26 protein-coding genes and 1 other RNA gene are annotated in these 26,461 nt (G+C 43.4%); 6 read left to right on the plus strand and 21 right to left on the minus strand.

The features are described from left to right. The 8 genes from EEL30_24145 to EEL30_24180 all read right to left on the minus strand — a co-directional run bounded on the left by EEL30_24145 (nucleotide 1) and on the right by EEL30_24180 (nucleotide 7,552). Nucleotides 1-954, minus strand: a complete 954-nt coding sequence (locus EEL30_24145) for a methionyl-tRNA formyltransferase (GenBank protein ID QDX95111.1) — start codon at nucleotides 952-954, stop codon at nucleotides 1-3. Nucleotides 955-958: 4 nt separating this feature from the next. Beyond that, complete coding sequence (gene def / locus EEL30_24150; GenBank protein QDX95112.1) at nucleotides 959-1,438, minus strand: peptide deformylase; 480 nt, start codon at nucleotides 1,436-1,438, stop codon at nucleotides 959-961. A gap of 49 nt (nucleotides 1,439-1,487) precedes the next feature. After that, nucleotides 1,488-3,956 carry a primosomal protein N' gene (priA, locus tag EEL30_24155; protein ID QDX95113.1) on the minus strand — a complete coding sequence of 823 codons (2,469 nt, stop codon included), beginning with the start codon at nucleotides 3,954-3,956 and terminating at the stop codon, nucleotides 1,488-1,490. Nucleotides 3,957-3,962: 6 nt separating this feature from the next. Then, nucleotides 3,963-5,219 carry a bifunctional phosphopantothenoylcysteine decarboxylase/phosphopantothenate--cysteine ligase CoaBC gene (gene coaBC / locus EEL30_24160; GenBank protein ID QDX95114.1) on the minus strand — a complete coding sequence of 419 codons (1,257 nt, stop codon included), beginning with the start codon at nucleotides 5,217-5,219 and terminating at the stop codon, nucleotides 3,963-3,965. Between the two features lie 331 nt (nucleotides 5,220-5,550). After that, nucleotides 5,551-5,754, minus strand: coding sequence for a DNA-directed RNA polymerase subunit omega (locus EEL30_24165; GenBank protein ID QDX95115.1), 204 nt, complete (start codon nucleotides 5,752-5,754; stop codon nucleotides 5,551-5,553). Nucleotides 5,755-5,757: 3 nt separating this feature from the next. Further along, complete coding sequence (locus EEL30_24170; protein ID QDX95873.1) at nucleotides 5,758-6,372, minus strand: guanylate kinase; 615 nt, start codon at nucleotides 6,370-6,372, stop codon at nucleotides 5,758-5,760. Nucleotides 6,373-6,394: 22 nt separating this feature from the next. Further along, a complete protein-coding gene (locus EEL30_24175; protein ID QDX95116.1) occupies nucleotides 6,395-6,655 on the minus strand; it encodes a DUF370 domain-containing protein in 261 nt (86 codons plus the stop codon). A gap of 18 nt (nucleotides 6,656-6,673) precedes the next feature. Further along, nucleotides 6,674-7,552, minus strand: coding sequence for a YicC family protein (locus EEL30_24180; GenBank protein QDX95117.1), 879 nt, complete (start codon nucleotides 7,550-7,552; stop codon nucleotides 6,674-6,676). 171 nt (nucleotides 7,553-7,723) lie between these two features. Here EEL30_24180 and EEL30_24185 point away from each other — a divergent pair, with 171 nt between their 5' ends. Both EEL30_24185 and EEL30_24190 read left to right on the plus strand, forming a co-directional pair. Next, nucleotides 7,724-9,454, plus strand: coding sequence for a fibronectin/fibrinogen-binding protein (locus EEL30_24185; GenBank protein ID QDX95118.1), 1,731 nt, complete (start codon nucleotides 7,724-7,726; stop codon nucleotides 9,452-9,454). A 126-nt stretch (nucleotides 9,455-9,580) separates the two neighbouring features. Then, a complete protein-coding gene (locus EEL30_24190; protein QDX95119.1) occupies nucleotides 9,581-10,081 on the plus strand; it encodes a hypothetical protein in 501 nt (166 codons plus the stop codon). 67 nt (nucleotides 10,082-10,148) lie between these two features. Here the strand turns inward: EEL30_24190 and ssrS are convergent. Continuing rightward, nucleotides 10,149-10,340: non-coding RNA, 6S RNA (ssrS, locus tag EEL30_24195), on the minus strand. A 248-nt stretch (nucleotides 10,341-10,588) separates the two neighbouring features. Then, on the minus strand, nucleotides 10,589-10,828 hold the full coding sequence (locus EEL30_24200; GenBank protein ID QDX95120.1) for a hypothetical protein: 240 nt from the start codon (nucleotides 10,826-10,828) through the stop codon (nucleotides 10,589-10,591). A gap of 190 nt (nucleotides 10,829-11,018) precedes the next feature. Here EEL30_24200 and EEL30_24205 point away from each other — a divergent pair, with 190 nt between their 5' ends. Next, nucleotides 11,019-11,189, plus strand: coding sequence for a YjzC family protein (locus tag EEL30_24205; GenBank protein ID QDX95121.1), 171 nt, complete (start codon nucleotides 11,019-11,021; stop codon nucleotides 11,187-11,189). 109 nt (nucleotides 11,190-11,298) lie between these two features. On the opposite strand, the gene EEL30_24210 is transcribed toward EEL30_24205, so the two are convergent. Continuing rightward, on the minus strand, nucleotides 11,299-11,538 hold the full coding sequence (locus EEL30_24210; protein ID QDX95122.1) for a hypothetical protein: 240 nt from the start codon (nucleotides 11,536-11,538) through the stop codon (nucleotides 11,299-11,301). A 99-nt stretch (nucleotides 11,539-11,637) separates the two neighbouring features. On the opposite strand from EEL30_24210, the gene EEL30_24215 reads away from it, so the two are divergent. Beyond that, complete coding sequence (locus EEL30_24215) at nucleotides 11,638-12,171, plus strand: DUF309 domain-containing protein (GenBank protein QDX95123.1); 534 nt, start codon at nucleotides 11,638-11,640, stop codon at nucleotides 12,169-12,171. Nucleotides 12,172-12,247: 76 nt separating this feature from the next. Here EEL30_24215 and EEL30_24220 read toward each other — a convergent pair whose 3' ends face one another. Continuing rightward, a complete protein-coding gene (locus EEL30_24220) occupies nucleotides 12,248-12,964 on the minus strand; it encodes a CPBP family intramembrane metalloprotease (GenBank protein ID QDX95124.1) in 717 nt (238 codons plus the stop codon). A 196-nt stretch (nucleotides 12,965-13,160) separates the two neighbouring features. Between EEL30_24220 and EEL30_24225 the strand changes: the two genes are divergently transcribed. After that, nucleotides 13,161-14,381: an MFS transporter gene (locus EEL30_24225; protein ID QDX95874.1), complete on the plus strand. Its 1,221-nt coding sequence runs from the start codon at nucleotides 13,161-13,163 to the stop codon at nucleotides 14,379-14,381. A 174-nt stretch (nucleotides 14,382-14,555) separates the two neighbouring features. Continuing rightward, on the plus strand, nucleotides 14,556-15,029 hold the full coding sequence (locus EEL30_24230) for a cytochrome c biogenesis protein CcdC (protein ID QDX95875.1): 474 nt from the start codon (nucleotides 14,556-14,558) through the stop codon (nucleotides 15,027-15,029). 78 nt (nucleotides 15,030-15,107) lie between these two features. On the opposite strand, the gene EEL30_24235 is transcribed toward EEL30_24230, so the two are convergent. The 9 genes from EEL30_24235 to EEL30_24275 all read right to left on the minus strand — a co-directional run bounded on the left by EEL30_24235 (nucleotide 15,108) and on the right by EEL30_24275 (nucleotide 26,443). Further along, nucleotides 15,108-15,764 (minus strand): orotate phosphoribosyltransferase, encoded by a 657-nt coding sequence (locus EEL30_24235; protein ID QDX95125.1) that lies wholly within the window; start codon nucleotides 15,762-15,764, stop codon nucleotides 15,108-15,110. Further along, complete coding sequence (locus EEL30_24240) at nucleotides 15,765-16,517, minus strand: orotidine-5'-phosphate decarboxylase (protein ID QDX95126.1); 753 nt, start codon at nucleotides 16,515-16,517, stop codon at nucleotides 15,765-15,767. It abuts the gene before it with no gap. 100 nt (nucleotides 16,518-16,617) lie between these two features. Then, entirely contained in the window at nucleotides 16,618-19,830 is a 3,213-nt protein-coding gene (locus EEL30_24245; protein QDX95127.1) for a carbamoyl-phosphate synthase large subunit, read from the minus strand. Beyond that, on the minus strand, nucleotides 19,814-20,911 hold the full coding sequence (locus tag EEL30_24250) for a carbamoyl-phosphate synthase small subunit (GenBank protein ID QDX95128.1): 1,098 nt from the start codon (nucleotides 20,909-20,911) through the stop codon (nucleotides 19,814-19,816). Before EEL30_24250 ends, EEL30_24245 begins: the two co-directional genes overlap by 17 nt. Before the next feature lie 18 nt (nucleotides 20,912-20,929). Next, entirely contained in the window at nucleotides 20,930-22,213 is a 1,284-nt protein-coding gene (locus EEL30_24255; protein ID QDX95129.1) for a dihydroorotase, read from the minus strand. Beyond that, entirely contained in the window at nucleotides 22,180-23,124 is a 945-nt protein-coding gene (locus EEL30_24260; GenBank protein ID QDX95876.1) for an aspartate carbamoyltransferase catalytic subunit, read from the minus strand. Before EEL30_24260 ends, EEL30_24255 begins: the two co-directional genes overlap by 34 nt. A 39-nt stretch (nucleotides 23,125-23,163) precedes the next feature. Continuing rightward, on the minus strand, nucleotides 23,164-24,528 hold the full coding sequence (locus EEL30_24265) for a uracil permease (protein ID QDX95130.1): 1,365 nt from the start codon (nucleotides 24,526-24,528) through the stop codon (nucleotides 23,164-23,166). A 162-nt stretch (nucleotides 24,529-24,690) separates the two neighbouring features. After that, on the minus strand, nucleotides 24,691-25,230 hold the full coding sequence (pyrR, locus tag EEL30_24270) for a bifunctional pyr operon transcriptional regulator/uracil phosphoribosyltransferase PyrR (GenBank protein ID QDX95131.1): 540 nt from the start codon (nucleotides 25,228-25,230) through the stop codon (nucleotides 24,691-24,693). Nucleotides 25,231-25,516: 286 nt separating this feature from the next. Next, complete coding sequence (locus EEL30_24275; protein QDX95132.1) at nucleotides 25,517-26,443, minus strand: RluA family pseudouridine synthase; 927 nt, start codon at nucleotides 26,441-26,443, stop codon at nucleotides 25,517-25,519. Between the last annotated feature and the right edge of the window lie 18 nt (nucleotides 26,444-26,461).

Raw genomic sequence — 26,461 nt, forward strand, 5'->3', positions numbered from 1 at the left:
TTATTCTCCTACTTTCGAACCTATAGCAATAGAGGCGCCTGCTCCGCGTAAGAAATCATACACGCTCATACGCTTTTTGCCTTCTGGTTGGATTTCTTTCAATATAACACTACCTGCTCCACAAGCAATGATTAGACCATCTTCTGTACGATCAATGATGGTCCCGGGCGTAGCCAATTGTCCAGTTTGCTCAACCACTTCCGCCCACCAAATTTTCCACACTTTTTCTTCAAAAGTCGTAAAGGCAACAGGCCAGGAGTTCATACCACGCACCTGATTGTAAATTTCCCGAGCCGACTTGTTCCAGTCGAGGCGCTCGTTTTCACGCTTAATGTTAGGCGCAAAGGTGGCTTCCTCATGGTTTTGAGGTTCTGGTGTAATCTCACCCTTTAAAAGCTTTGGTAACGTATCGATCAATAAATCTGCCCCAGCCGCTCCTAGCTTTTCAAACAAACTACCTGCTGTATCGCGCTCTTCAATCGGTACGACCACTTTAGAAATCATATCACCTGCATCCAACGCCTGCACCATATACATGATGGTAACGCCTGACTCTTTCTCACCATTAATAATGCTGGCATGAATTGGCGCACCACCACGATATTTTGGCAATAGGGAGGCATGTACGTTAATGCAACCATGTTTAGGAGCCTCTAACAATGAGTTAGGCAAAATTTGACCATACGCTGCTGTTACAATTAAATCGGGACGAGTAGCATCCAGCACGCTCTGAACAGCCTCGCTCTCCCTAATTTTTTCCGGTTGATATACAGGTAAACCGTGACGTAGTGCCAGCTCTTTCACCGGAGGAGGGGTCAGCACGCGTTTGCGGCCGACCGGACGATCCGGTTGAGTCACTACTCCTACAACCTGATAGCCATGGGTAAGCAAGGCTTCCAAGCTTTGTGTAGAAAAATCAGGTGTTCCCATGAAAAGAATGCGAGTATCTTTCAAGGCCCTAAACCCCTTCCTCGCCCTCTTTTGCAGGGTATACTTTTTCAGCAATGTCAATGAATAGAACACCGTTCAAATGATCCAGCTCATGCTGAATGCAACGAGCTTCTAAGTCGTCTACTTCTAGTTCATAGAAGTTACCGTCACGGTCTTGCGCACGCATTTTTACCAACATGTGACGACGAACATCACCATTTAGACCTGGAATGCTTAAGCAGCCTTCTGGATAATTGTCATACTGCTCTCCACTAAACTCAATGATTTCAGGGTTGATAGCTTCTACATAGAAATCACCGCAATCCATCACGAATACACGTTTAGAAATACCTACTTGGGGAGCCGCTATACCTACGCCATTTGCCGCGTACATGGTGTCTTTCATATCATCAAGCAACTTGTGCAGATTACTGTTAAATTTCGTTACTTGTATTGTTTTTTCTCTTAAAACAGGGTCTGGATGATTTACGATGTTGCGAATTGCCATAAAAAGGCCTCCTTTAATCTATATCCAACATAAGTCGCATTTGATCTGGTTAGAGTAACATCTGTGGGTCGACATCTATCGTGGACAGCACTTTGTTTTGTTTCATCCAATCATCAAAATGTAGCGTCGTTTGCGCCAACAGATCAAATATTTTCGGTTCATCCCGATATTTTAACATGATCTGAAACCTAAATCTATCTTTGATCCGGGCAACGGGCGAAGCGACAGGACCCAATACAACCGTTGTTTGCGCAAGGCGTGGTCGCAGATAAGTAGCGTGCTGTTCTGCTGCCCGAATCACCATAGGAACGTCTTCATGTGAGAACGTAAGTAATACTAAACGATAAAATGGCGGGTATCCCGTTTTTTTACGATGGATCATCTCATCTTGATAAAAGGCTTCATAGTCATGATGAGTAGCATGCTGAATGCTGTAATGTTCAGGTGTATACGTTTGGACAACAACATCTCCAGAAAGCTCATGACGACCCGCTCGCCCCCCTACCTGGGTTAAAAGTTGAAACGTTTTTTCTGCCGCGCGAAAATCTGGCAGGTACAAAGACGTGTCAGCAGCAATTACTCCTACTAAAGTTACAAGTGGGAAATCAAGACCTTTTGCAATCATTTGTGTGCCTAATAAAATGTCACCTTGACCTGTACGAAACTTGGTGAGTAACGTCTCGTGCGCTCCCTTTTTTGAAGTAGTGTCCACATCCATGCGAATAACGCGAACACCGGGGAATAATTTGGCCAATTCTTCCTCCACTTTTTGCGTACCTGTGCCAAAAAACCGAATGTGATCGCTTTGACATTCTGGACAATGCTTTGGTTGAGAAATTGTGTATCCACAATAATGACAACGAGCTGTATGATTTGTTCGATGATAAGTAAGTGAGATGTCGCAATGCGGACAAGCCAATGTATATCCACAGGAACGGCACATGACAAAAGTTGAGAAACCTCTACGATTTAAGAAAATGACGATCTGCTGTTGCTTTTGAAGGCGATCCTCAATCATCTGATGCAAGGTTCTACTAAACATGGAGCGATTCTGATCTCTCATCTCTTCTCGCATATCAACCACGTGTACTTTCGGGAGTGGTCGGTTCCCAACTCGGGCCTTCATTGTTAACAAATCATAGCGTCCACGTGTTGCCAATGCATAGGTTTCTAGAGCAGGTGTTGCACTGCCCATAATAAGCACACTTCCATTGGTCTGCGCTCTCCATATTGCCACATCCCTAGCATGGTATCGTGGAGTCTCTTCTTGTTTATAGGAACCCTCATGCTCCTCATCCATGATGATGAGGCCAAGATTGCGAAACGGAGCAAAAATTGCCGAACGCGCCCCAACTACCACCTGTACCTGTTGCCGCAAGATTTTACGCCACTCATCATAACGCTCTCCTTGAGACAACGCACTGTGTAATACAGCTACATTATCACCAAAACGCCCTTTTATTCGCTCTACCATCTGCGGTGTCAGCGAAATTTCAGGCACCAAGAAGATTGCTTCTCGACCTTTTGCTAACGTTTGTTCGATTGCTTCCATATATACTTCTGTTTTACCGCTACCAGTTACGCCATGCAGCAGATAAGAGTGATATTCTTCTTGCTCAATGGAACGCAAAATTGCTGTCAAATTATGCTGTTGTTCCTCCGTTAATATATGCTTAGGCGGGGGTGAAAAAGTACGGTTGGCATATGGATCTCGCCCTACTTCCTTCTGTTCTATGGCTATCCAGCCTTTTTGTTGCATAGTTGTAAGTGTAGAGCGTGTAATAGATAGTTTTTCCAATATATCCTTGATTGGATATGACTCTTGTTGCCCCAGATTCAACAAAAATTCAAGTACATTTCGCATACGCCAGGAACGCTTCGGCATGCTCTCCATAAGCTCCCATGCCCGTTCCTCATCCATTGCAAGCTGTACATGCGCTACTTTTTTATGTGTAAGCCGATCTTTCACCTGATATTCACTGACGATTAATCCACTTTTAATCCATTTGGGAACTAGTTTGCTATCGGTCGGGAATTGCTTGTCTGCTTCTGTTTGTAACAGACTTCCTTGATGCAATAAATAGCGTAACAAAGGATGTTGCGCTAACAGTTCTTCATCTACTTCATCTGCGAGCATGTACCATTTTTCTGTTTTACCTTTTAAAACAGCAGGCAGCATTGCTGCAATAGACATAGTGAGTGGGCATAAATAGCGATGGCTCATCCATTCTGCCAAATGAATCAATTCAAGGGAAAGAGGAGGAACATCATCTAATACCTTTTCAATTTCTTTTATTTTCAAAATGCCCGGACCATCGGCGTCATGATCTAACTCTTGCCCCTGTATCAGACCAATGACATACCCTTGAACCTTCCGAGGGCCAAATGGCACAATGACTCGGCTTCCCACCGCAATCAACGGCTGTAACCACAGTGGAACAGCATAGTCATACGGTCGATTGGTACGTGTTGTCGGGACATCTACAATGACTTTTGCTCTCGTTTGCTGGTTACTCATGTGGCATCACGACTCTTGAACCGATGCTTTCAAGCTATGCTTCATTACATCTAAAAGTCGTTCCGCTACATCCCGTTTACTCATCTTATCGAGATGAATAGGTTCTTGATCTTGTTGATATATCGTTACAATATTGGTATCAACGCCCATGCCTGCTCCGTCTTGTAACACATCATTAGCTACAATCATGTCCAGGTTTTTACGGAGCATTTTGTCTAGTGCATGCTTCTCGATCTCTTGCGTCTCCGCTGCAAATCCGACTAACAGCTGATGTGTTTTCTGTTCTCCTAACGTTCGCAGGATATCTGGAGCCTTTACAAGAGAGAGTGTAAAATCTTCCCTCGCTGTTTTCTTTACCTTATGGGTATACACCTGTTCAGGGCGATAATCAGAAACAGCAGCTGACTTAATCACAACATCCGTCTGTGGATAAACTTGTAAAACGGCTTCCAACATCTCTTGCACCGATTCTACTGGAACAAAAGTAACTCCAGTGGGAATAGAGAGTGCAGTGGGCCCACTAACTAAGGTTACCTCCGCACCACGGTCACGAGCTGCTTCTGCAATCGCATAACCCATTTTACCGCTCGAATAATTGGAAATATAACGAACCGGATCAATTTTTTCGCGTGTAGGTCCTGCTGTCACAACAATTTTTTGCCCTTGTAAATCCTGATGCGTTGAAGAATGTAATGATTTGCTCGTAAGCTCTTTCTGTTCAAAAAAGCGAATAACCGCCTCCACAATTTGTTCAGGTTCTGCTAAGCGCCCTTTGCCTACCCATCCACAAGCCAGCATTCCTTCATTAGGCTCTACCATCGTAACCCCATAGGAAAGCAAGCGCTGCATATTAGCTTGTACAGCCGGATGGTTATACATATTTACATTCATGGCTGGTGCTACCATTACTGGAGCAGTCGTAGCCAATAACATGGTGGAGAGCATATCATCAGCAATTCCGTTTGCATATTTTCCGATGATGTTAGCTGTAGCGGGAGCCAGAATGACCAGGTCAGCTCGGTCCGCTACGTCTATATGTGAGATTACTCCTGGAACCGGTTCGGCAAACGTATCCGTATATACGGGTTGATGCGATAATGCTTCAAATGTAATAGGTTGTACGAATCGACAAGCATTAGCCGTCAATACGACGTTTACATTAGCTCCAGCCTGCGTCAATTTACTTGTTAAGGCTGCTGCTTTATAGGCGGCAATTCCACCGGACACACCGAGAACAATCTGTTTATGTTGTAAGATACTCATGGTACAGCTCCTTTCTCGCCATCCTACGCAAAAAAACAACCTTCAATAAGTGGTTGAGTGTTTTGCATTCATTCAGTTATCGTATCATGTTTTATTGTTATATTGGCTTTCTCTGCTATCGAGTATATATTTTTTATAACCTTTTGTAACCTCTTTTACCTATTTTGGTCTTAAATTTGTCCCATTTATAAATGGGCCTTCCCAAGATGATTAGGCGATATCGATTACTCCATCATCCTCTTTAAACAAAACAAACCCCCATCATGTCAATGACATAAAGAGAGTTTGTCTACAGTTTAAAGCAATCTTCTAGAGGTTGTTTTTTCTTGTATTATTTTACTGCTGGAGTCTCGTACGGTAATCTGTCAGAGATGATCTCTTCTAAAGATTGCCCTACAAATTTTTTAGAGAAAGGTTTTTCAATCTGCATATCATTTTCTTCACGAAGTTGACGCGCACGCTTAGATGCAAGTGTCACCAATGTGTATTTGCTACCTACTTTATCTACAAGTTTATCAATAGATGGATATAACATGTATTATACCTCCTTAAGCCATTTCAAAAATTTATGAACCTGACGATCTTTTTTCAAATGCTCGGCTGTTACGATGGATTTAATCTTTTCACAAGCGTGAGAGATCTCATCATTAACGACAACATAATCATATTGATTCATCATCTCAATCTCAGTACGCGCCATCGCCATCCGATTCTTAATGGATTCTTCCGTTTCCGTTCCACGTCCAACAATGCGGTTTTGTAACTCTTCCAGATCAGGAGGTGCTAAGAATAAGAAAATGCCTTGTGGGAACTTTTCTTTTACCTGCATGGCGCCTTGCACTTCAATTTCTAGGATGACATCTCGACCAGTAGCGAGCGTGTCTTCTACAAAACGTCTAGGCGTTCCATAGTAGTTACCGACATACTCTGCCCATTCAAGAAGGTCATCTTCTTCCATCATACGCTTAAACTCTTCTTTTTCTTTAAAGAAATAGTTTACCCCATCCACTTCATTCATACGTGGTTGTCTGGTTGTCGCAGATACAGAGTAGACAAGTTGCGGCATATATTCTCGAAGTGCCTTACAAACCGTTCCTTTACCCACTCCTGATGGCCCCGACAAAACTAACAGAAGGCCGTGGTCCTTATCCATAATCTTTGTTTCAACTCCTACCTTATTCATCAGACTCGTCATCTTTATTGGTTAGACGTTGGGCAACCGTTTCTGGTTGTACCGCTGATAAGATGACATGATCACTATCTGTGATAATCACAGCGCGCGTTCTACGTCCGTATGTAGCATCCACAAGCATGTTGCGATCCCTTGCCTCTTGTATAATTCGTTTAATTGGTGCGGATTCAGGACTTACAATCGAGATGATACGAGTTGCATTCACGATATTTCCAAATCCGATATTTATCAACTTAATCCCCATAGAGACTGGCACCCTTCCTCACTCAACGTTCTGCACTTGTTCCCTCATTTTTTCCAGTTCGGTCTTCACTTCAACTGCCAAGCGCTGAATCTGTAAATGATTCGCTTTTGACGCGATGGTATTAGCCTCTCTGTTCATCTCTTGCAACAGAAAGTCCATTTTGCGTCCAATAATCTCCGAGCTATGTATTTGCTCTAACAATTGCTCACAATGACTTAACAAACGCGTAATTTCCTCGGAGATATCGGCCTTTTCAGCAAATAATGCCACCTCTTGAAAGATTTTAGATTCATCTAGCATAGGATCTTCCATGATTTCATCAAGGCGATTTTTCAGGCGATTGCGATACTGCTCTCTTACTTCTGGAGCAATATCTTGCAAAGTGTGGGTCGTTGACTTAATGTAAGCGAGGCGTTGTTTCAGATCAAGCTGCAAGCGATTCCCTTCTGTACTCTTCATGACATAAAGTTCAGCTAATGCAGCATCTGTTGCCTCATCTAATAGCTGTTCCACCTCTTCATCAGATAGCTCAGGTATACTGGCTTCTACCAAAACACCAGGCATACGCATGAGATCTTTTACGTGAAGGGTTTCAGGCAGACCAAAGCGTTCCACTAGCTGTTTGGCTGCCGTGACATAGTATTGCGCTGTGCTCCAATCAATTTGAACCCCAGAGGACTCGTCCCGAACGGCTTCTAGCGAGACGGTTACATCTACTCGCCCACGGCGCACTTTCGTTGCAATCCGTTTTTTCACTCGTTCTTCGTGCATGGTCCAGACTTTGGGCAAACGAACAATGATCTCACAAAAACGATGATTGACCGTGCGCATTTCCACCGTCAAACGCATAGATCCACGTTCTATTTCTTTTCGGCCGTAGCCTGTCATAGAAATCATCTGGTTCCACCCACAGACATAAAATCGTTAATTTATTATAGGAGAGAATACAGCCTAGTGTCAACTTGACTTCCAGCTACAAAATTGCTGTTACTACTTGGGTTGATCTCCCCTGTATGCTACACTGAGGAAATAGCTACTGCTAGGTAGAGGAAGCAAGAGGTGAAGAATGTGGCTTTTGACGGATTAGTAACTAGAGCGGTTGTCCATGAGCTATCCATGCTCGTAGGAGCCCGTATTACGCGTATACATCAACCGCATCCGAGCGATATCGTTATGCAGGTGCGTTCAACTCAAGGTACCTTAAAATTATTACTATCAGCAAATCCAACTTATCCACGCATGCATTTGACTTCAGAAGAATTTACGAATCCAAAAGAAGCTCCGATGTTTTGTATGTTGTTACGAAAGCATTGTGAAAACGGCGTCATTGAAGCCATCACACAAGATGAAATGGAACGGGTTATCTACATTGATCTAAAATCCCGCGATGAACTTGGAGATACCACTAGAAAACGTATTGTGATTGAGATCATGGGGCGCCATAGCAATATCATTTTGCTAGACATTAAGACTGATATGATTCTAGATGGGATTCACCATGTTTCTCATGGGATTAGCCAGTATCGACAAGTATTGCCAGGTCGAACCTATGTGGCTCCCCCTGCCCAAAATAAGCAGAATCCATTAACCGCAAGTGAACAGGATTTTGTAATGACGCTCCAATGGAACGAAGGAAAACTGGACAAACAACTGGTCGATCGTTTTAGTGGGCTTAGTCCCCTGATAGCAAGAGAGCTTGTTTCACGAACAGCACTACCAACGCGTGACGCGCTTTGGAACGAATTCTCGACCTTTATGCAACAAATGAATCTTCATCGCTACAAGCCTGTGATTGAGACCACTGCGGAAAAAGCAGCCTTCTCCATTACTTCTCTTACTCATTTGGGAGAGAGAGAAAGCGAGGCTTTCCCATCAATCAGCGAATGCTTGCAACGCTTTTATGAGCATAAAGCAATGCGAGACGTGGTTAAGCAAAAGGTACAAGATTTATTGCGATTGGTAACAAATGAAAAGAACAAAAACGAGAAGAAAATTGAAAAGTTGCGTCATTCCATTGAAGACGCACACGAGGCTGAACGCTATCGCCTTTTCGGTGAACTGATCCTTTCTCATATGCATCAAGCAAAAAAGGGAGATACGGAGCTTATTGCTACCAACTGGTACAGTGAAAATGCTGAGACAATCACTATTCCGCTAGACATTTTAAAAACACCGTCGGAAAACATGCAAGCTTACTATAAAAAATATAACAAAGCGAAGGCCAGCCTAGCATTCATTGAAGAGCAGATTAGCTTAGCTAAACAGGAAGTCATCTATCTAGATGGCATACTTGTGCAATTGGCACACGCTACCTTAGTAGAAGCAGAAGAGATTCGTGATGAGCTGGTGGAACAAGGCTATCTGCGCAATCGCAATAAACGCGGCTCCAAAAAGAAAAAGGAGACTACCCCAACACTTGATGCCTACTATTCATCAGATGGCATCACGTTACTGGTCGGTAAGAATAACAAACAAAATGAATATCTGACTAATAAACTGGCAGCTAGCTTTGAGACATGGTTGCACACCAAAGACATCCCCGGTTCTCATGTGGTCATCAGATCCCGCACGGTAAGTGATCAAGCTTTATATGAAGCAGCCATACTAGCTGCGTATTTCAGCAAAGCTCAACAAGGTAGTAAAGTTCCAGTCGATTACACCTTGATCCGCCATGTAAAAAAACCAAATGGCGCTAAACCTGGCTATGTAACATATGAACAACAAAAAACGTTATTTGTTACTCCAGATGCTACCCTAGTTGCCCAGATGAAAAACAATCCGGCAGCAGAACTAAAGTAAATTAGGAAGTTACAGTCAATCCTCCTCCACTTATCTTTACCTATTGCATATCTATAACGCTTCCGTTTCATACTACCCATATATGTGACTCAAGCGGTAGATATCGTAGCGAACGAGGGTGAAGACATGGAAGTAATTGGGATAGTACAAACAGACGTGAATGAGTTCAGTATTCTATTTGAACCAGATAAAAACAAACAGCAAAACCAACAAGGAAAGCAGAGTGAATCTGGACAAAATCAGCAGGGTCAACAGGATCATAGCCAAGATGACGACAGCGATTTTTTCAATTTTCTTGGTGGGGATATTTTACAAGAAACAGGTAATTCTAGAAAAAATCAATCAAATCAGCAACAAAGCGAGCCACAGGAAATGGTTGTCCGAATTAAGGGAATCCCTGAGGGGCAAAAAGCGACATTTTTGCAAATGTACCAGATCGTAACGGATGCGCAGCAACAAACCGATTTGGAGCAACAGCTAACGATCGTAAGTATTGAAGATAACAGCGGTCAGCAAAATCAACAAGGGAATCAAAATCAGCAACAACAGGATAACACTAAGAAAAAGTCATCTAAAGATCAAAACAACAAACAACAAAGCAAAAACAAACAGCAATCTCAAAATTAATGAGAATAAAAGCTTATTACACAACAAAAACCTGGAGCAATTGCTCCAGGTTTTTGTTTCGTATGTAGAACGCCCCGCTCTGCCGTCTTGCTATACATGTTTCTTTTAACCTGAAAGACCAGGTGGGTGACTCAGCCGCCCGTTTGCCTTCCCAGCGTCCCATACAGGAGGTGGGCCTGGCAGTAGGTAACAGCGTTCTGTCTCCCTAGAAACACTTAAGGTTAAAAACATATTAGCTCAACGCACATCGCAGGAATATGCTATACATCGGTTGTATTTGAAATCCTATCACAAATGGTGATCGGAATCAACTTTTTATAGAAATGTTACCTAAGGATTTATGTATATCATATCACTTCTGCTTTTGCTGGACAAGGCTTCTGTTACGGATATTTCAGATGCATAGTAGATGATGGACAGGGATTCTATATCATGAGGGGATCTCTGTCATCAATAACATCGAACAAAGCAAGAGAAGCGCCTAAAAAGCGCCTCTCTTCCCCAAAATTAACTAGCATTTTTTATGACAGTGGTGATGGTGTCGATGGCGATGTCCGTGTTCGCAGCTGTCTCCATCTCCATCAAAAGCTGGTGCTTCACAAACTGTTCTGTGGAAAGGTACACATTTGCAAACTTTTCTCCAATGTTTCGTAGTATGGCAATTTTCGAAGCCACCATGACCTCCCATATGACAACAACTTGATCTTCTTCTTCTTCTTCTGCATCCACAACCCATGAACTCATCATCCTTTCTTTGTCTGATACGTTACCAAATTATGTACAGATTGATGTTTGTGATTGGTACAGCTGTCTAGTGCAAACAAAATCAGCTAATGTACCGGAGACATCCGTCTATTTTTATCGCTTTTTTTCGTACATGAGCCTACTTGGACTAGGAGATACTATAAATAACACACGAAAAAGGGGTGACGTAAGCATGGGCGAACATAGCCGTTTTCGCGAGGGAGAGAAATCACCAAAGAATCAAGTCTATATCGAAATCGGAGAAACAGGCTCTGGTGTAGAGGACCCAATGATCATTGACCTAAAAAAGGGGGAAAAATTCCCAGCTACACGAAATAAAAATCGAGTGTGGACTCAAAAGTAAGCTTTTCTTACTGTACAATATAAAAAAGTCACAGCCCTTGCTTGGGCTGTGACTTTTTTATGTAACCTTTTTATCAGCTTTTTACTTCATTATTCTTCTTATCTAATACTTATACTTCTTCATCTTCCTCGTCGTTGTCTTCTTCATCACCGCTTAGATAGATCATGGTCACTCCAAGCTCCTCCAACAAACGAATTACTTCTTTATTTAGTGTTTCATCTGCCAATAGTCCAAGGCTTTCCACCAATTCCAATTCCTCTAGATCACCTGACTTTGCATCATAAATAAGTTCAAGGATTTCCGTCATCCGTTTCTCTTTTAGCGTATCTATTATCTCTTGTTGGGTCATTTTTATCCACCTTTATCTAATGAATTGTATTCCCGCTCTACATCGGGGTCGTCCATCCATTATAATAGAGAAAAACATGGATTAACAGGAGCGAATCATATGTATCCTTCTGCTTATGTAGAATTTTTACTTCATTTTCATACGGATCGAGATTACTTTGAATGTCACGAGATTTTAGAGGAATACTGGAAGTCACTCCCTCCAGAAATACGTACGTCTACATGGGTATGTCTTATTCAAGTAGCTGTCGCTCTTTATCATCACCGTCGTGGTAACTTTAGCGGGGCAACAAAATTACTTCACAATGCCTCCAAGTTGGCGATTTCGAACAAAGAGGAGCTTCATCACTTAGGCATTGACGTGGATTCCTTCAAACATCTACTTAAGGAACGTTTGCAGGTCGTTATGGAGCAAAAAGCGTATCACAGCATGAATCTTCCCTTAACCAGTGAAAGCCTTCTACAGCAGTGTAGGGAGCTTGCTAGTAGCCGCGGATTAGTTTTTGGTAGCATCAGCAACCTTGCCGATGACTATCTCTTACACAAGCACACCCTACGTGATCGTAGCGAGGTTATTTTGGAACGCAACCATAGACTTATGCAAAAGAAAGGACAGGACGAAAAACCATTGTAAAGAACTTGTACCTATTGTAAGACAGTTTCCTTAGCTAGGAGTGGTTTTGCTCACTTCTGGCTAGGGGAATCCTGTTTTACAATACATAGCGAAGCATCATATACATTAAAGCCCAATCCGCAAATAAATGACTGATCCACGTCGGGTAGATACTTTGATACGTTCTCCTCAACCATCCCCAAAACATCCCGGTCACAAAAACCAAGAAAGTAGCAAGCAATCCTATCTGAGCACCAAATAAAGTAGCACCAATGATAAAATGATACAACGCATAAAAAAAACTACTAAGTAAAATAGCCTTAGATAGGGACATATTATAAAGCAAACGTTCTAGCAGAAAGCCTCTCCATAACAACTCTTCCAAAAGCGAGTTGCCGACTGTCATATATAGGGCAAACCACCATTTGGACCCATCAGTTAATCCCCAGGAAAACAGCTTGAGGCGCATCCACTCTGTAGACATCCCTGACAACAGTAATAGATGGAAGCCAAAGCAAATGAGCATAAACAACAGAATTCCCGAAATGATTCCCCACCAGATTCCTTTTAGCTTTCTTTCCTGATGCCTATGCAACCCCCATGCTTCTCTCCACTTTACCGCCAAGTTCCCTTCCCAACAGGCATGAAAAATTGGAATGATAAGACAGGTCACGAAATGAAATCCAACAAAAGTAATAAGTAAGCTATGTCTCTCTACCAGTCCATAGAATATAGTGAGGGTCGCAAAGCAGCTATAGCATATAAGTATTAATAAAGGATGCCTTTTCCTTTTTTCTACTTTGCTTGTACACATGTAAAAACCCCCTCCACCTAGATTTCTACTCTAGTGTGCGATGTTTATTCCCTTTCTATTTGTTATGAATGAAAAATTACGAGTTCGCATAGATAAGAAAAAAGCCAAAAATAAGATATGCCTATTTATGTAAAAATTGGTATAATAATAACACTGAAACATTTTACCTACACATTCAGGATGAGGGGTGGTCATTATTTTATCACGGAATAAATCTTACTTATGCTTGGTTGTAGGTGAGGTTATCGCTGGTACAGGCATGTGGATCGGAATTATCGGAAACCTTAAATTTTTGCAACATTTGTTTGATTCCGATTTTTTAAAAGGTTTATTGTTAATGGTGGGTCTCTTTGTCAGTCTGTTCTTTTCCCCTAAAGCTGGCGAATGGATCGATCGTTTTTCGAAAAAGCATGTGTTGTTTTATGCCACCTTGATTCGCTGTTTAGCACCCATTTGTATGTTATTTGCGATTCATTACGATTCTGTAGGTTGGATGATTGCCTCGTCCATTTTTATTCAATTAGCTGCCACATTCTATCAACCAGCTGCCCAAGCATCTATTCCATTAATTGTGCCAGCTGAGGAATTACTCCGTGCCAACGGGTTTTATGTAAATGCTTCCACGCTCGCAAGAATTGGGGGAACGGCGATCGGTGGGATATTGATTGGCTTTATGCAATTATGGACGCTGTATAGCATTACACTCGCCTGCTATTTTGTCCTTATTCTTTTCATTCTTCCTGTTCATATCCCTGTTATCAACTCATTAAAAACAGCTGGTAAAGTCATTAAAATGCCTTTTCGAGAGGTTTTCTCCTTGCTTAAATCAGATCGGACGCTAAGTCTTGGTCTTACGAATGCATTGGTTGTCTCTTATTTCGTAGGTGGCTCCAATCTATTAGTTATCAATTTCAGTGAGATGCTAAAAGTGCCCGGCTTGATGGGCTGGATTTATACAACAGAGGGACTCACAGCACTTATTGCTGGTGTTCTGGTCAAACGTTTTTTTGGAAAAACGAATTTGGTCATGTCCTCCACCCTGTTCCTATTTTTGTTGGCATTGTCCCAAATTGGGATGGCTATGTCGTACGACTTGGTTCCATTACTTTTATCTTATACGCTATTCGGGTTCTGTTTTGGGACGGTTGTACCTCTTAATGCCACCCTCTTTCAAAAACAATTGCCTGCTGAATCACGTGGACGCTTCTTTTCCTTTAAAACCATGCTAGATCGTGCTTGGTTCTTACTATCACTAGCTGGCACTGGTCTTTGTCTTGATCTGATGGGCATTCACTCTTATTTATTCGCGATGGGCTTCGCTTCTCTTGTTGTCGGTGGTCTTTCCTACTACTATGGCAAGCGACATGCCCTAGATGTCCGGCAAGTTTCAGAAGCACCTCCTGCTAAAATGGCATAACTGCTTATTCCCATCGAATGGGTAAAAGCAGGGCACTCATGTTTTGTATTTTGTCACAATTCCAAAACTTAGAGAGGAGGGGTGTATTTACACCACCTCTTCTTTTTTTGTAGTATAGATTTTAGATAAGAAGCAAATATTTAGGGTGAATCGAGAAGGGAGCCGTACAAAATGATGAATACATTTCTTGGCATCTCTCCTACAGTAGGTAGTATACTTATCGGTCTGTTCATGGCAACCACAGTCATTATTGTTCGGTTGCGTTCAGCCAAAAAACCTGTATCCACACGTAAGATTATTATCCCACCCGTTGCTATGGCAACAGGGTTTGCGATGTTTCATTATCCGGGCGTGCCCACACCCATCAGCTATGATTTTATCGCTTTCTTTATTGGGTGTTTGTTTTCCATACCGCTCATTTTGTCCTCCCGCTTTGAACAAGTAGGGAATCATGTCTTTTTACGTCGTTCCAATGCTTTTATCGCTGTTTTATTTGTTCTCTTGGCAATTCGACTCGCCATTAAAATCTGGGTTGGAGATACGTTCACTCCCATGCAGACGGCAGGTTTATTCTTTGTCCTTGCTTATGGTATGATTTTACCGTGGCGGGTTGCTATGTTGTTTATGTATAAAAGATTGGTTAAATGAGCAAAAGCGAGCTATCCAAGCATATCTATTCTGCTTGGTAGCCCGCTTTTTTTGTGTAACTGTCGCTCTTTTTACTGTCTACGTAAAGGGGATACCTTGCTCCGTATAAAAGCTATGAGGCTTTTCTTTCCACCGGGACAATACTTTTTCTTGCTCAGCACTGATTGTTCCATTATCTTTCGCTTGCTCCAATAGCGCTGTATAGTTCGACAACGTGTGCAACGGATAGTTCGCCTCGGCAAAAGCATGCTCCGCGTCTGCAAATTGGTAGCTAAAGATCGCTACTACCCCTAGTACCTCTGCCCCTTCCAGCTCAACAGCCTTCGCCGCTTTAATAGAGCTTCCACCTGTGGAAATTAAGTCTTCAATAACGACCACTTTTTGTCCAGCAGCGATACGTCCCTCGATCTGATTTTGACGACCGTGACCTTTTGCCTTATCGCGCACATAGATCATTGGCAAACCCATACGATCAGCAATCCATGCCGCATGAGGGATTCCTGCCGTCGCTGTTCCAGCAATAACTTCTACTTCAGGGAAACGCTCATGGATCACCTGAACAAAAGCATCTGCTAAATAGCTACGTACCTCTGGGTATGTCATCGTGATACGATTATCACAATAGATGGGAGACTTAATGCCAGATGTCCAAGTAAACGGTTCTTCTGGACGGAGATGTACAGCTCCAATCGTTAACAGATGTTGTGCTACTCGTTTTGCAATGGTTGTACTCATCTATTTTCCCTCCCGAATACTTACAATCATGTCAGCCCATGCTTTTGCCGGTTCTTCTGCCTGTGTAATGGACCTACCGATAACGATATAATCTGTACCTAGTTCAAATGCTTTGGCTGGTGTGGTGACTCGTGTTTGATCTCCAAACGCAGATCCTACGGTGCGAATACCAGGTGTTACCGTTAGAAAATCGTTCCTAGTGGCCTGTTTAATGATTGGTACTTCCAATGGAGAAGCAACAACACCGTCCAACCCAGCTTGATTAGCCAAGCATGCATAGTGAACTACCGCATCTTCCAATCTACCAGGAATAGAGATTTGTTCATTCATCATCTGCTGGCTGCTGCTTGTCAGCATGGTTACTCCAATCAGCAACGGAGATTTACTGCCAGCAGAGGTTCCTTGCTCCAATCCTTCTCGTGCCGCTTCCATCATAGCTACTCCGCCTGCTACGTGTAGATTCACCATATCAGCGCCATGCTTAGCCAAACTTTTCATCGAACCTTTGGCTGTATTCGGAATATCATGGATTTTCAAATCGACAAAAACCTGCAACCCCCGTTCCTTAAAAAAAGAAACAATTGCTGACCCTTCTGCATAGAAAAGCTCCATGCCTACTTTCACATAGCGGACCTGATTCTCTAAGCTAGCAAGGCAGTTCATTACCTCTTCTTTTGTTTGAAAATCAAGCGCTAAAATAATCCGCTCGTCCACCTGATGCAGCGAATGGTCTTGAAATAAAGCTGTTTCCATGCATGAAACTCCTCTCCGCTGTAGCCCACTTATTTGTTCAGATATAGGAAGGGAGTGCTCTTGATGAGCACTTCCCGTTCTGTGTCAACTCTATCTCTTGTTACTTTGTGATCAGCACCTTACCCATCTGTTGCTTTGGCATCGCCTCTGTAGAGAATGTGATCGTCTCTAATACATGCAAAATTGCACTCGCTGTATCCAGAGATGTCAGACATACTGCCCCATTCTCCACTGCCTCACGACGAATGCGGAAGCCATCGCGTTGTGGTGTTTTACCTTTCGTTAAGGTGTTAAGCACTAGGTTTACTTGACCTGTGCGAATTTCATCTAGCAGGTTCGGTGTACCTTCCGATAACTTTTGTACACGACGTACAGACAAACCTGCTTGCTCTAAGTGGTCTGCTGTACCATCTGTAGCAAGTAGGTTAAAACCAAGCTGTTGGAAGCGTTTTGTGATAGATAACGCTTCCTCCTTATCTTTGTCTGCTACCGTTACTAAAAGAGTTCCTTTGGTTGGAATATTCATGCCAGCCGCTAGCAATCCCTTGTACAGAGCTTTTGCTAGAGTAGTTTCACGTCCCATTACTTCCCCAGTTGACTTCATCTCAGGTCCTAAAGTGATGTCCACACGTCGCAGTTTTGTAAAGGAGAAGACAGGTACTTTTACAGATACCATCTCTTCTTCTAGATGATAGCCTGGCGTGAAGCCCTGGTCTGGAATGCTGTAGCCAAGAATTGCTTTCGTCGCAATGTTTGCCATTGGAATACCCGTTACTTTTGACAAGAACGGCACTGTACGGGAACTGCGTGGGTTGACCTCGATGACATACGGTTTTCCTTTATAGATAACGAATTGGATATTGAGTAAACCCTTGATGCAGAGAGCGCGTGCAAGCTTTGTAGTCATGTCGATGATCTCTGCCTTTACTTCCTCTGACAAGGATTGCGGCGGATATACTGCGATAGAGTCACCAGAATGAACCCCTGCGCGTTCGATGTGTTCCATGATGCCAGGAATCAAGACATTCTCCCCATCGCAAATCGCATCTACTTCTGCTTCGATTCCCAGCATATATCGATCAATGAGAACGGGATGCTCTGGATTTACTTTTACTGCTTTTTTCATATAAGAGATTAGCTCTTCTTCGTTGTAAACAATTTCCATCGCTCGTCCTCCCAATACATATGAAGGGCGAACCAGTACAGGGAAGCCTAGCATGTCAGCTGCAACCACTGCTTCTTCTACAGAAGTCACTGTTTTTCCCGGCGGTTGAGCTACATCTAGCTTTCGCAACAAGGCTTCAAATTTCTCTCGGTTCTCTGCTGCATCAATATTTTCTAGACTTGTACCCAAGATTTTGACACCACGTTTAGAGAGTTTATCAGCAAGATTGATCGCTGTTTGCCCACCAAACTGAACAATGACACCTTCTGGTTGCTCTTGGTCGATGATATGCATGACATCTTCTAGATACAAGGGTTCAAAGTAGAGTCGATCAGACGTGTTAAAGTCTGTTGATACCGTCTCAGGATTATTATTGACAATGATGGCTTCGTATCCAGCTTCTTTCAAAGCCCAGACTGCATGCACCGTAGAATAATCAAATTCAATCCCTTGCCCGATGCGAATGGGACCAGAGCCTAGCACGATAACACGTTTCTTACCTGTATCAACAAATTCATTCTCTTGCTCATAGGTCGAGTAATAATATGGTGTTTGGGCTTCGAACTCGGCAGCGCAAGTATCCACCATTTTATAAACGGGCTTCATTCCCCATTGTGTGCGTAGGTTATATACCTCTTCTTCTTTTTGTCCTGTACATTCCGCGATTTTTCGATCGGTAAAGCCAAGGCGTTTTGCTTCATACAGGGCTTCTTGAGTCAAGCCAGACTCAGCTAAGGTTGTTTCGTAGGCAACGATGTTCCAGAATTTGTGTAAGAAGAACAGGTCAATCTTGGTTAACTGATGGATACGGGAGATATGGTAGCCACGACGCATCGCTTCCGCTAGTAAGAAGAGGCGTTCATCATCAGCGATTACCAGACGTTGTTCCAGTTCTTCATCAGATAGTTCTTTTGCTTCTGGTATTTCCAGGTGATGACTACCGATCTCCAGTGAGCGAATCGCTTTCATCATAGATTCTTCAAAGCTACGTCCAATCGCCATCACCTCACCCGTTGCCTTCATTTGCGTACCAAGACGACGATTAGCGGATTGAAATTTATCGAAAGGCCAGCGTGGAATTTTGCTAACCACATAATCAAGAGTTGGTTCAAAGCAAGCGTAGGTTTGTCCGGTTACTGGATTTTTTAACTCATCCAGCGTATAGCCAATAGCAATTTTCGCCGCCATCTTAGCGATCGGATAGCCAGTTGCTTTAGACGCCAGTGCAGAAGAGCGACTGACACGAGGATTTACCTCAATGACATAGTATTGGAAGCTGACCGGATCAAGTGCGTACTGAACATTGCATCCACCCTCAATTTTCAAGGCTCGGATAATGTTTAATGCAGAGGAGCGTAGCATTTGATATTCACGATCAGATAGTGTTTGACTTGGAGCTACGACTACTGAATCACCTGTGTGTACGCCAACTGGATCAATATTTTCCATATTGCATACCACGATACAGTTGTCGTTAGCGTCACGCATCACTTCATATTCTATTTCTTTCATACCGGCAATACTTCTTTCCACCAAGCATTGAGTAATCGGGGAATATTTCAAGCCACTTGTGACGATTTCGATCAAAGAAGCCTCATCCTCACAAATACCTCCGCCGGTTCCACCAAGTGTGTAAGCGGGACGAACAATGATCGGGTAGCCAATTTCATTTGCGAAATCGAGTGCTTCTTCCACCGTGCTAACGATCACAGAATCAGGTACTGGTTCATTTAATTCTTGCATGAGAGAGCGGAACAACTCGCGATCTTCCGCTTGTTTAATTGAAGTTAGCTTTGTTCCTAGTAGCGTTACATTTTCTTCTTCAAGTACACCAAGGTCTGCTAGAGCTACTGCCATATTCAGACCTGTCTGTCCGCCCAACGTTGGCAACAATCCATCTGGTTTTTCCTGACGAATCACACGCGCTACAAACTCAGGTGTGATTGGCTCGATGTATACTTTGTCAGCCATATTGGTATCCGTCATGATTGTGGCTGGGTTGGAGTTGATTAGAACTACCTCCATGCCTTCTTCTTTTAAAGCCTCGCAAGCTTGTGTCCCTGCATAATCAAACTCTGCCGCCTGTCCAATTACGATAGGACCGGAGCCAATCACCAGAATTTTTTTCAGATTATCTATTTTTGGCATACCATTTCTCCTCCTTGGATTGTTTCATCATGTCTAAGAATTGGTCGAATAAATAACCTGAATCGTATGGGCCCGGTGCCGCTTCTGGATGGTATTGAACAGAGAAGGCTTGCTTTCCATTATTACGCAGTCCCTCAATCGTACCGTCATTAAGCGCAAGATGAGTTACCTCTAATTCCGTTCCTGTAATGGAAGCTTCGTTTACTGCATAACCATGGTTTTGGGACGTGATGTATGTACGTCCAGTTGGTAATTCCTTTACAGGATGATTACCACCACGATGACCAAACTTCAATTTCTCCGTGTCCGCTCCGCTAGCCAGAGCAAACAGCTGATGTCCTAAGCAGATTCCAAACAGCGGGTATTCACCGAGAATCTCTTTAATCATCTGAATGGCTTGCGGCACATCCTTAGGATCGCCAGGGCCGTTAGACAACAGTATGCCATCTGGTTGCAAACGGCGAATCTCATCTGCTGTAACGTTATGCGGAACAACTACAATGTCGCAACCTCGTTTGGACAATTCGCGCATAATGCCGTGCTTGGAACCAAAATCTACTAGAACCACACGATCGCCGTTACCTGGACTAGAGAAGATACTCTTTGTTGATACCTGAGCAACCTGATCCGTCATTACATCTGTGCCTTTCAAACGTGCAATCAACTCTTCGGCTGGTTGTTCGCTTGTCGTGATCAGTCCACGCAAGGTTCCAAAATGACGAATTTTGCGCGTTAACATACGTGTATCTACACCAGAAATCCCTGGTATTTCATATGATTTTAATAGCTCATCTAAGGTTTGCGTGGAGCGCCAATTACTTGGCATATCGCAATGCTCGCGTACTACAAAACCATGGATAAACGGTCGAACCGCCTCTAGATCATCGCGGTTAATCCCGTAGTTACCAATCAAGGGATACGTCATGACGACGATCTGTCCACAATAAGAAGGATCGGATAATACCTCTTGATAGCCCGTCAATCCTGTGTTAAATACAACCTCACCGATGCTTTCATTGGTGGCTCCCATCGCTTTTCCTATACAAATCGTTCCGTCTTCTAATATCAAACGTGCTTTCATGCCGTTGTCCCCCTTGCCCTAATTGTTGTTGTATACGATTTCTCCATCTACCATCGTGAGTACAGTCCATCCTTTGCACACCCACCCAGTAAATGGTGTGTTTTTCCCTTTACTTTTAAAATGATCTGGATTAATGCTTTTCTCAGTCGTGAGATCAAATACCGCCAAGTCAGCAATTGCTCCCTCTTCCAATTTTCCATAGGGTAGTCCAAACAATGCGGCTGGTTTTGTCGCCATCTTGTCCACCAACTCAGCAAGTGTAAAAATCCCTTTTTCTACTAAATATGTATATAGGAGTGGAAAAGCCGTCTCTAATCCGACTATTCCGAATGGAGCACGCTCTAATCCTTTTGCTTTTTCTTCCGATGTATGTGGCGCATGATCGGTAGCAATAATGTCAATGCTCCCCTCTTTTAACCCAGTGATTAATGCTTCACGATCCGCCCGAGAACGTAGGGGAGGATTCATTTTCCAATTGGCATCTAGGCTATCTGGGATATCTTCATCGCATAACAGAAGATGGTGTGGTGTTACTTCCGTCGTAACGTTGATGCCTGCACGTTTACCGTCACGTACTAAACGCACCGATTCTTTTGCACTAATATGGCATACATGATAGTGAACCCCTGTCGCTTCAGCCAGTAGAATATCTCGTCCTACATGCACGGATTCTGATGCAGACGGGATACCTGGTAAACCATGCTTTGCTGCGGTCACTCCATCGTGCAAAGCTCCACCCAGAGGTAACAAATCGTTGTCTTCGCAGTGAGCAACCACGGACATACCTAATGCTTTAGCCCGTTTCATCGCTTCTACCATCGTTCCAGTAGCTTGTACTCCTACCCCATCATCAGTCAGAGCAAAGGCTCCCGCTTGTTGCAGGGCTGCAAAATCCGTATGCTCTAATCCAAGCTGGCGAACTGTGATGGCAGCGTAAGGCAATACACGAGCCATTTTCGCTTGTTTTGCTTTATTTAGCACCAATTCTACTGTTTCTACACTGTCGATCACTGGACGTGTATTTGGCATGCAGGATACTGTTGTGTAACCACCTGCTACAGCGGCATGGGCGCCTGTTTCTATTGTTTCTTTAGCTTCAAATCCTGGCTCGCGGAAATGCACATGTACATCCACTAGGCCTGGTGCTACGAAGTGCCCATTCAATTCCACCACTTCATGACCTTCTTCTATCTCTATATTGCTCTTTATTTTAACAATGCGACCGTCTATAATTAACAAATCCTTGCTCGAAAGTTCCCCTTGTTCGTTTAGCAGCTTGCCATTTTTAAGGATGATTCCCATGCGTTCATTCCTCCTGTCATTATTCCAGCGATTACAGCCATACGTACAGCTACTCCATTTGTGACTTGCGGGAAAATAACTGATTTCTTACTTTCTACCAGTCGACCATCAATCTCCACCCCGCGATTAAAAGGAGCTGGATGCATGATGATTGCATCATGCTTCATCATTGCAGCGCGTTCCATTGTAAGTCCATAAGACTGATGATACGTTTCTTTGGAAGAAAAGAGCTGGCCTGCATGACGCTCTAGCTGTACCCGTAGCATCATCACTACATCTGCTGTTGCCACAGCTTCCTCCATACTTACCACTCTCACACCTTCTGGCAAGGTTGCCTGATCGCGCATCAACTGATCCGGTCCTGCGATCATGAGTTTGGCTCCTAGCTTCGGTAACGCAGTCAGGTGTGAACCTAGAACTCTGCTGTAACGTAAATCACCAATGATCGCTACCTGTAAACCTTGAATGCCGCCATGATGTTGCTTCATAGTGAGAAGGTCCAACAAGCATTGAGTAGGATGATCGATCGTGCCTTCTCCTGCATTCACAAGGTGCATGTTTAAATTCGGTTCTTTAGCAAGTTCAGTGAACAATCCGTTCTGCCCTGTACGAATAACCGCAGTCTCTACACCCATAGATTCGAGCGTACGCAAGGTATCATAGATAGTCTCACCTTTAGTAGTGGAAGAGTTGCTATCACTAAAATTCAATACGTGAGCACCCAAGCGTTTTTCCGCTACTTCAAAAGAGAAGCGTGTTCGCGTACTTGCTTCGAAAAATAGGTTAGCTACGAATCGTCCGTGTAATAGGTCGCTATGTTCATTTGACCGTGCTGCAAAGTATTCGGCTTCTCGCAAGATTGCTTCGATGTCGCCTTTACCAAGGTCATTTATTCCCAGCAGATTCTTCATCATTCCCCACTCCTCCACATGTCTTATCTGTCATCTGATCTATGCTACCGACTCTACCTTATCCTTGTGCGCCTCACCCATAGCTGACTCTTTACCAGGCAAGATCGCATGCAGGAAAATGCCTATGAAAGTAGCAAATGCTACGTTATCAATCGTTAAGTTCGTAAGGAAACTCTGCCAGAAAGTAACTCCTTCAAAGCTAATTCTGTATCCGCCAATTCCTGTTACAAGGATGGAGGCAGCAATAATCATGTTGCGTTTATCCGAGAAATCCACTTTATTTTCAACATACATGCGGAACCCCTGGGATGCGATAATCCCGAAGAGTACGATGGAAACTCCGCCTAGCACTGGAGTTGGAATGGTCAAGAGAAAAGCACTGATTTTTCCACAGAAGGAGAATAAGATTGCGAACACTGCCGCTAGAGCAATGACCGCCCGACTATAGACGCGAGTGATAGCTAGAACCCCCATATTCTCTCCATAGGTCGTACTAGGTGGTCCGCCGAGAAAAGCGGCTACCGCGGTAGCTACACCATCACCTAGCAAACTCCGATGCAAACCGGGATCTTTCATTAGATCACGATTCATAATTTTACTTGTCACCAGTAAATGACCAAGATGCTCTGTTAAGGAGACAAACGCGATCGGTGCGATGATTAAGGCTGATAACCATGCGCCTTTATCCATCATGGCAGTTGTTAACAAGCCTACATGCAAGTGTTGCGAAAACATTTCTGAGAAGCTAATGAGAAAGGGAGCATTTGTAATGGAAGCCCAATCAATCAACTCAGCATGTCGCAAGGCTGTATAACCGTATCCACCAATTATTCCAAGCAAGATGGGGATCAGTGAGAAGAATCCACGTAGCATGACCGCGGCGATAATCGTTACGAACAGGGTAACCAATGAGATTTCAATGGAGGTTAGCGAGATTACCGACGTTCCCTCTACCGTTACTTTTGTAGCCATATCTACAGCTACTCCTGCCAAGCTTAATCCAATAACCACGATGATCGATGCAATTACAACTGGTGGAAGTAAGCGATCAAGCCAACGTACTCCGAATTTTCGTACCATTGCTGCTACCAGCACATAAACCAGACCAGATAGAAAGCAGCCCAACAAGGCAACTCCTTGCCCGTATGTTGCTGTCACCGTAATGATCGGTCCGATGAAAGCGAAGGAAGAACCGAGATAATTAGGAATTTTTCCTTTTGTAATAATCATGAAAATAAGGGTGCCCAAGCCGCTGGCGATCAGTGCGGCTGAAATATCCAAACCCGTTAAAATTGGCACTAATACTGTGGAGCCAAACATGGCGAATAAGTGCTGAATGCTTAGTGGTAACAAACGAGTCAAAGCTGGTGTTTCATGTACATCTACAAAATCTTGTTTGCTCATTTTCTCCCCTGCTTTCTCTCATTTTTTGCACAAAAAAACCTCTTCGTGTGTACACAAAGAGGCAGGTCCAAGCACAGAGGTACGCATACCTCCAGCATTAGATCAAGTCCCCTTGCTAACCTCACGGGATTAGCCTTAAAGAGGCGATATAAACTTGTCGATTCATTCTTCTTTTTGCATCAGTGAAACTTTATCGGTACCGTCCACTTCTTGCAGTTGAACAGCAATGATTTCAGAACGGGATGTTGGCATGTTCTTGCCTACATAATCAGGTCGGATCGGTAATTCACGATGACCACGATCCACTAATACGGCAAGTTGAATCATTGTTGAGCGGCCTTGATCCACTAAGGCATCCAGAGCAGCCCTGACAGTACGACCTGTATAAAGCACGTCATCCACCAGAATAACCGTTTTACCCGTAATCTGGGGTAGTTTCGCTCCATGAACGACCGCTTCCGATGATCTGTGCGTTAAATCATCGCGGTACAAAGTGATGTCCAATTCACCAAACGGTAGTTGTACATTCTCAATTTGTTCTATTCGTTTGGCTAACCGTTCTGCCAAATATATGCCGCGTGTTTTAATGCCGATGATCACACAGTCTTCTACGCCTTTATTACGTTCAATAATTTCATGAGCAATGCGAGTTAAGGCTCGTCTGATAGCTGCTTCATCCATCATGATGCTTTTTTCGTTCATGTGAGTCGCTCCTTTCGGCAGAAGTAGATGACCTTTACAAGGCTCGAGAGGCTACTGTACTACTAGTTAGTGTTCATGCACACATCATTGGTGTTTTGGCACAAAAAAAGCTTCTTGTCTCACTGACAAGAAGCCGTGTGCGTACATAAAGAGGGGCATAATCATCCCATCGATATCTACGTTATTCACCGTCGCCCTTGCCAGCCTCACGGGACTGGATTTAAAGGTTTCCTTTTGTTAAGAATGATTATGTCATACCCTTTTACACCTGTCAACCCATCTAATTTTATTGCTCGCGTAAGAACTGAATCTCTGCTTGCAATTCTTTTGGTACTGGCGCATCAAATTCCATGTACTCACCTGTACGAGGATGTATAAATCCTAATGTTTTCGCATGCAAAGCTTGACCATTGATATTCAGTGTTTTTCGTGGTCCATATTTCGGATCACCCGCTAACGGGTAGCCAATATATTTCATGTGGACACGTATCTGATGGGTACGTCCTGTCTCTAGCTTTAATTCCACAATGGTAAAATCCTTTAAACGCTCTAACACAACAAAGTGAGTCACGGCAGGCTTACTATTTCCAAAAACAACCGCCATCTGTTGACGATTTTTTGGGTCACGACCGATCGGGGCATCAATAGTACCCATCTCATGAGGGATTTCTCCATGCACGACAGCTACGTATTTACGATTAACGGTATGTTCTTTTAATTGATCAGCTAGACTGGCATGAGCTTTATCATTTTTTGCGATCATTAACAACCCAGAGGTATCTTTATCAATGCGATGTACAATACCTGGACGCATCACACCGTTAATGCCAGATAAATCTTTACAATGATGCATCAGACCATTTACCAACGTTCCTGTATAATGACCTAGTGCTGGATGTACGACTAAGCCACGCGGTTTGTTCACTACCACGACATCAGAATCTTCATAGACAATGTCCAAATCCATCGGTTGGGCCTCGATCTTCAGCTCTTTTGGAGGTGGTACACGCAAACTGATCTCGTCATCCATTGCTACCTTGTAATTATTTTTAATCGGTGCATCATTGACCGTAACTCTTCCATCTTTTACCCATGCCTGTACTTGAGAACGAGACCATTCTCCCTCCTGCATGGTTAGAAATTTATCAATACGCTCTCCTGCTACTTCTTTTTCCACTGTCCAATCAAAACGTTCGAAAGTTTGCTCTGTCATGTATAAGCTCCTAAATGT

It is taken from the genome of Brevibacillus laterosporus (assembly GCA_007833815.1).
GTDB classification, from domain to species: Bacteria; Bacillota; Bacilli; order Brevibacillales; family Brevibacillaceae; genus Brevibacillus_B; species Brevibacillus_B laterosporus_D.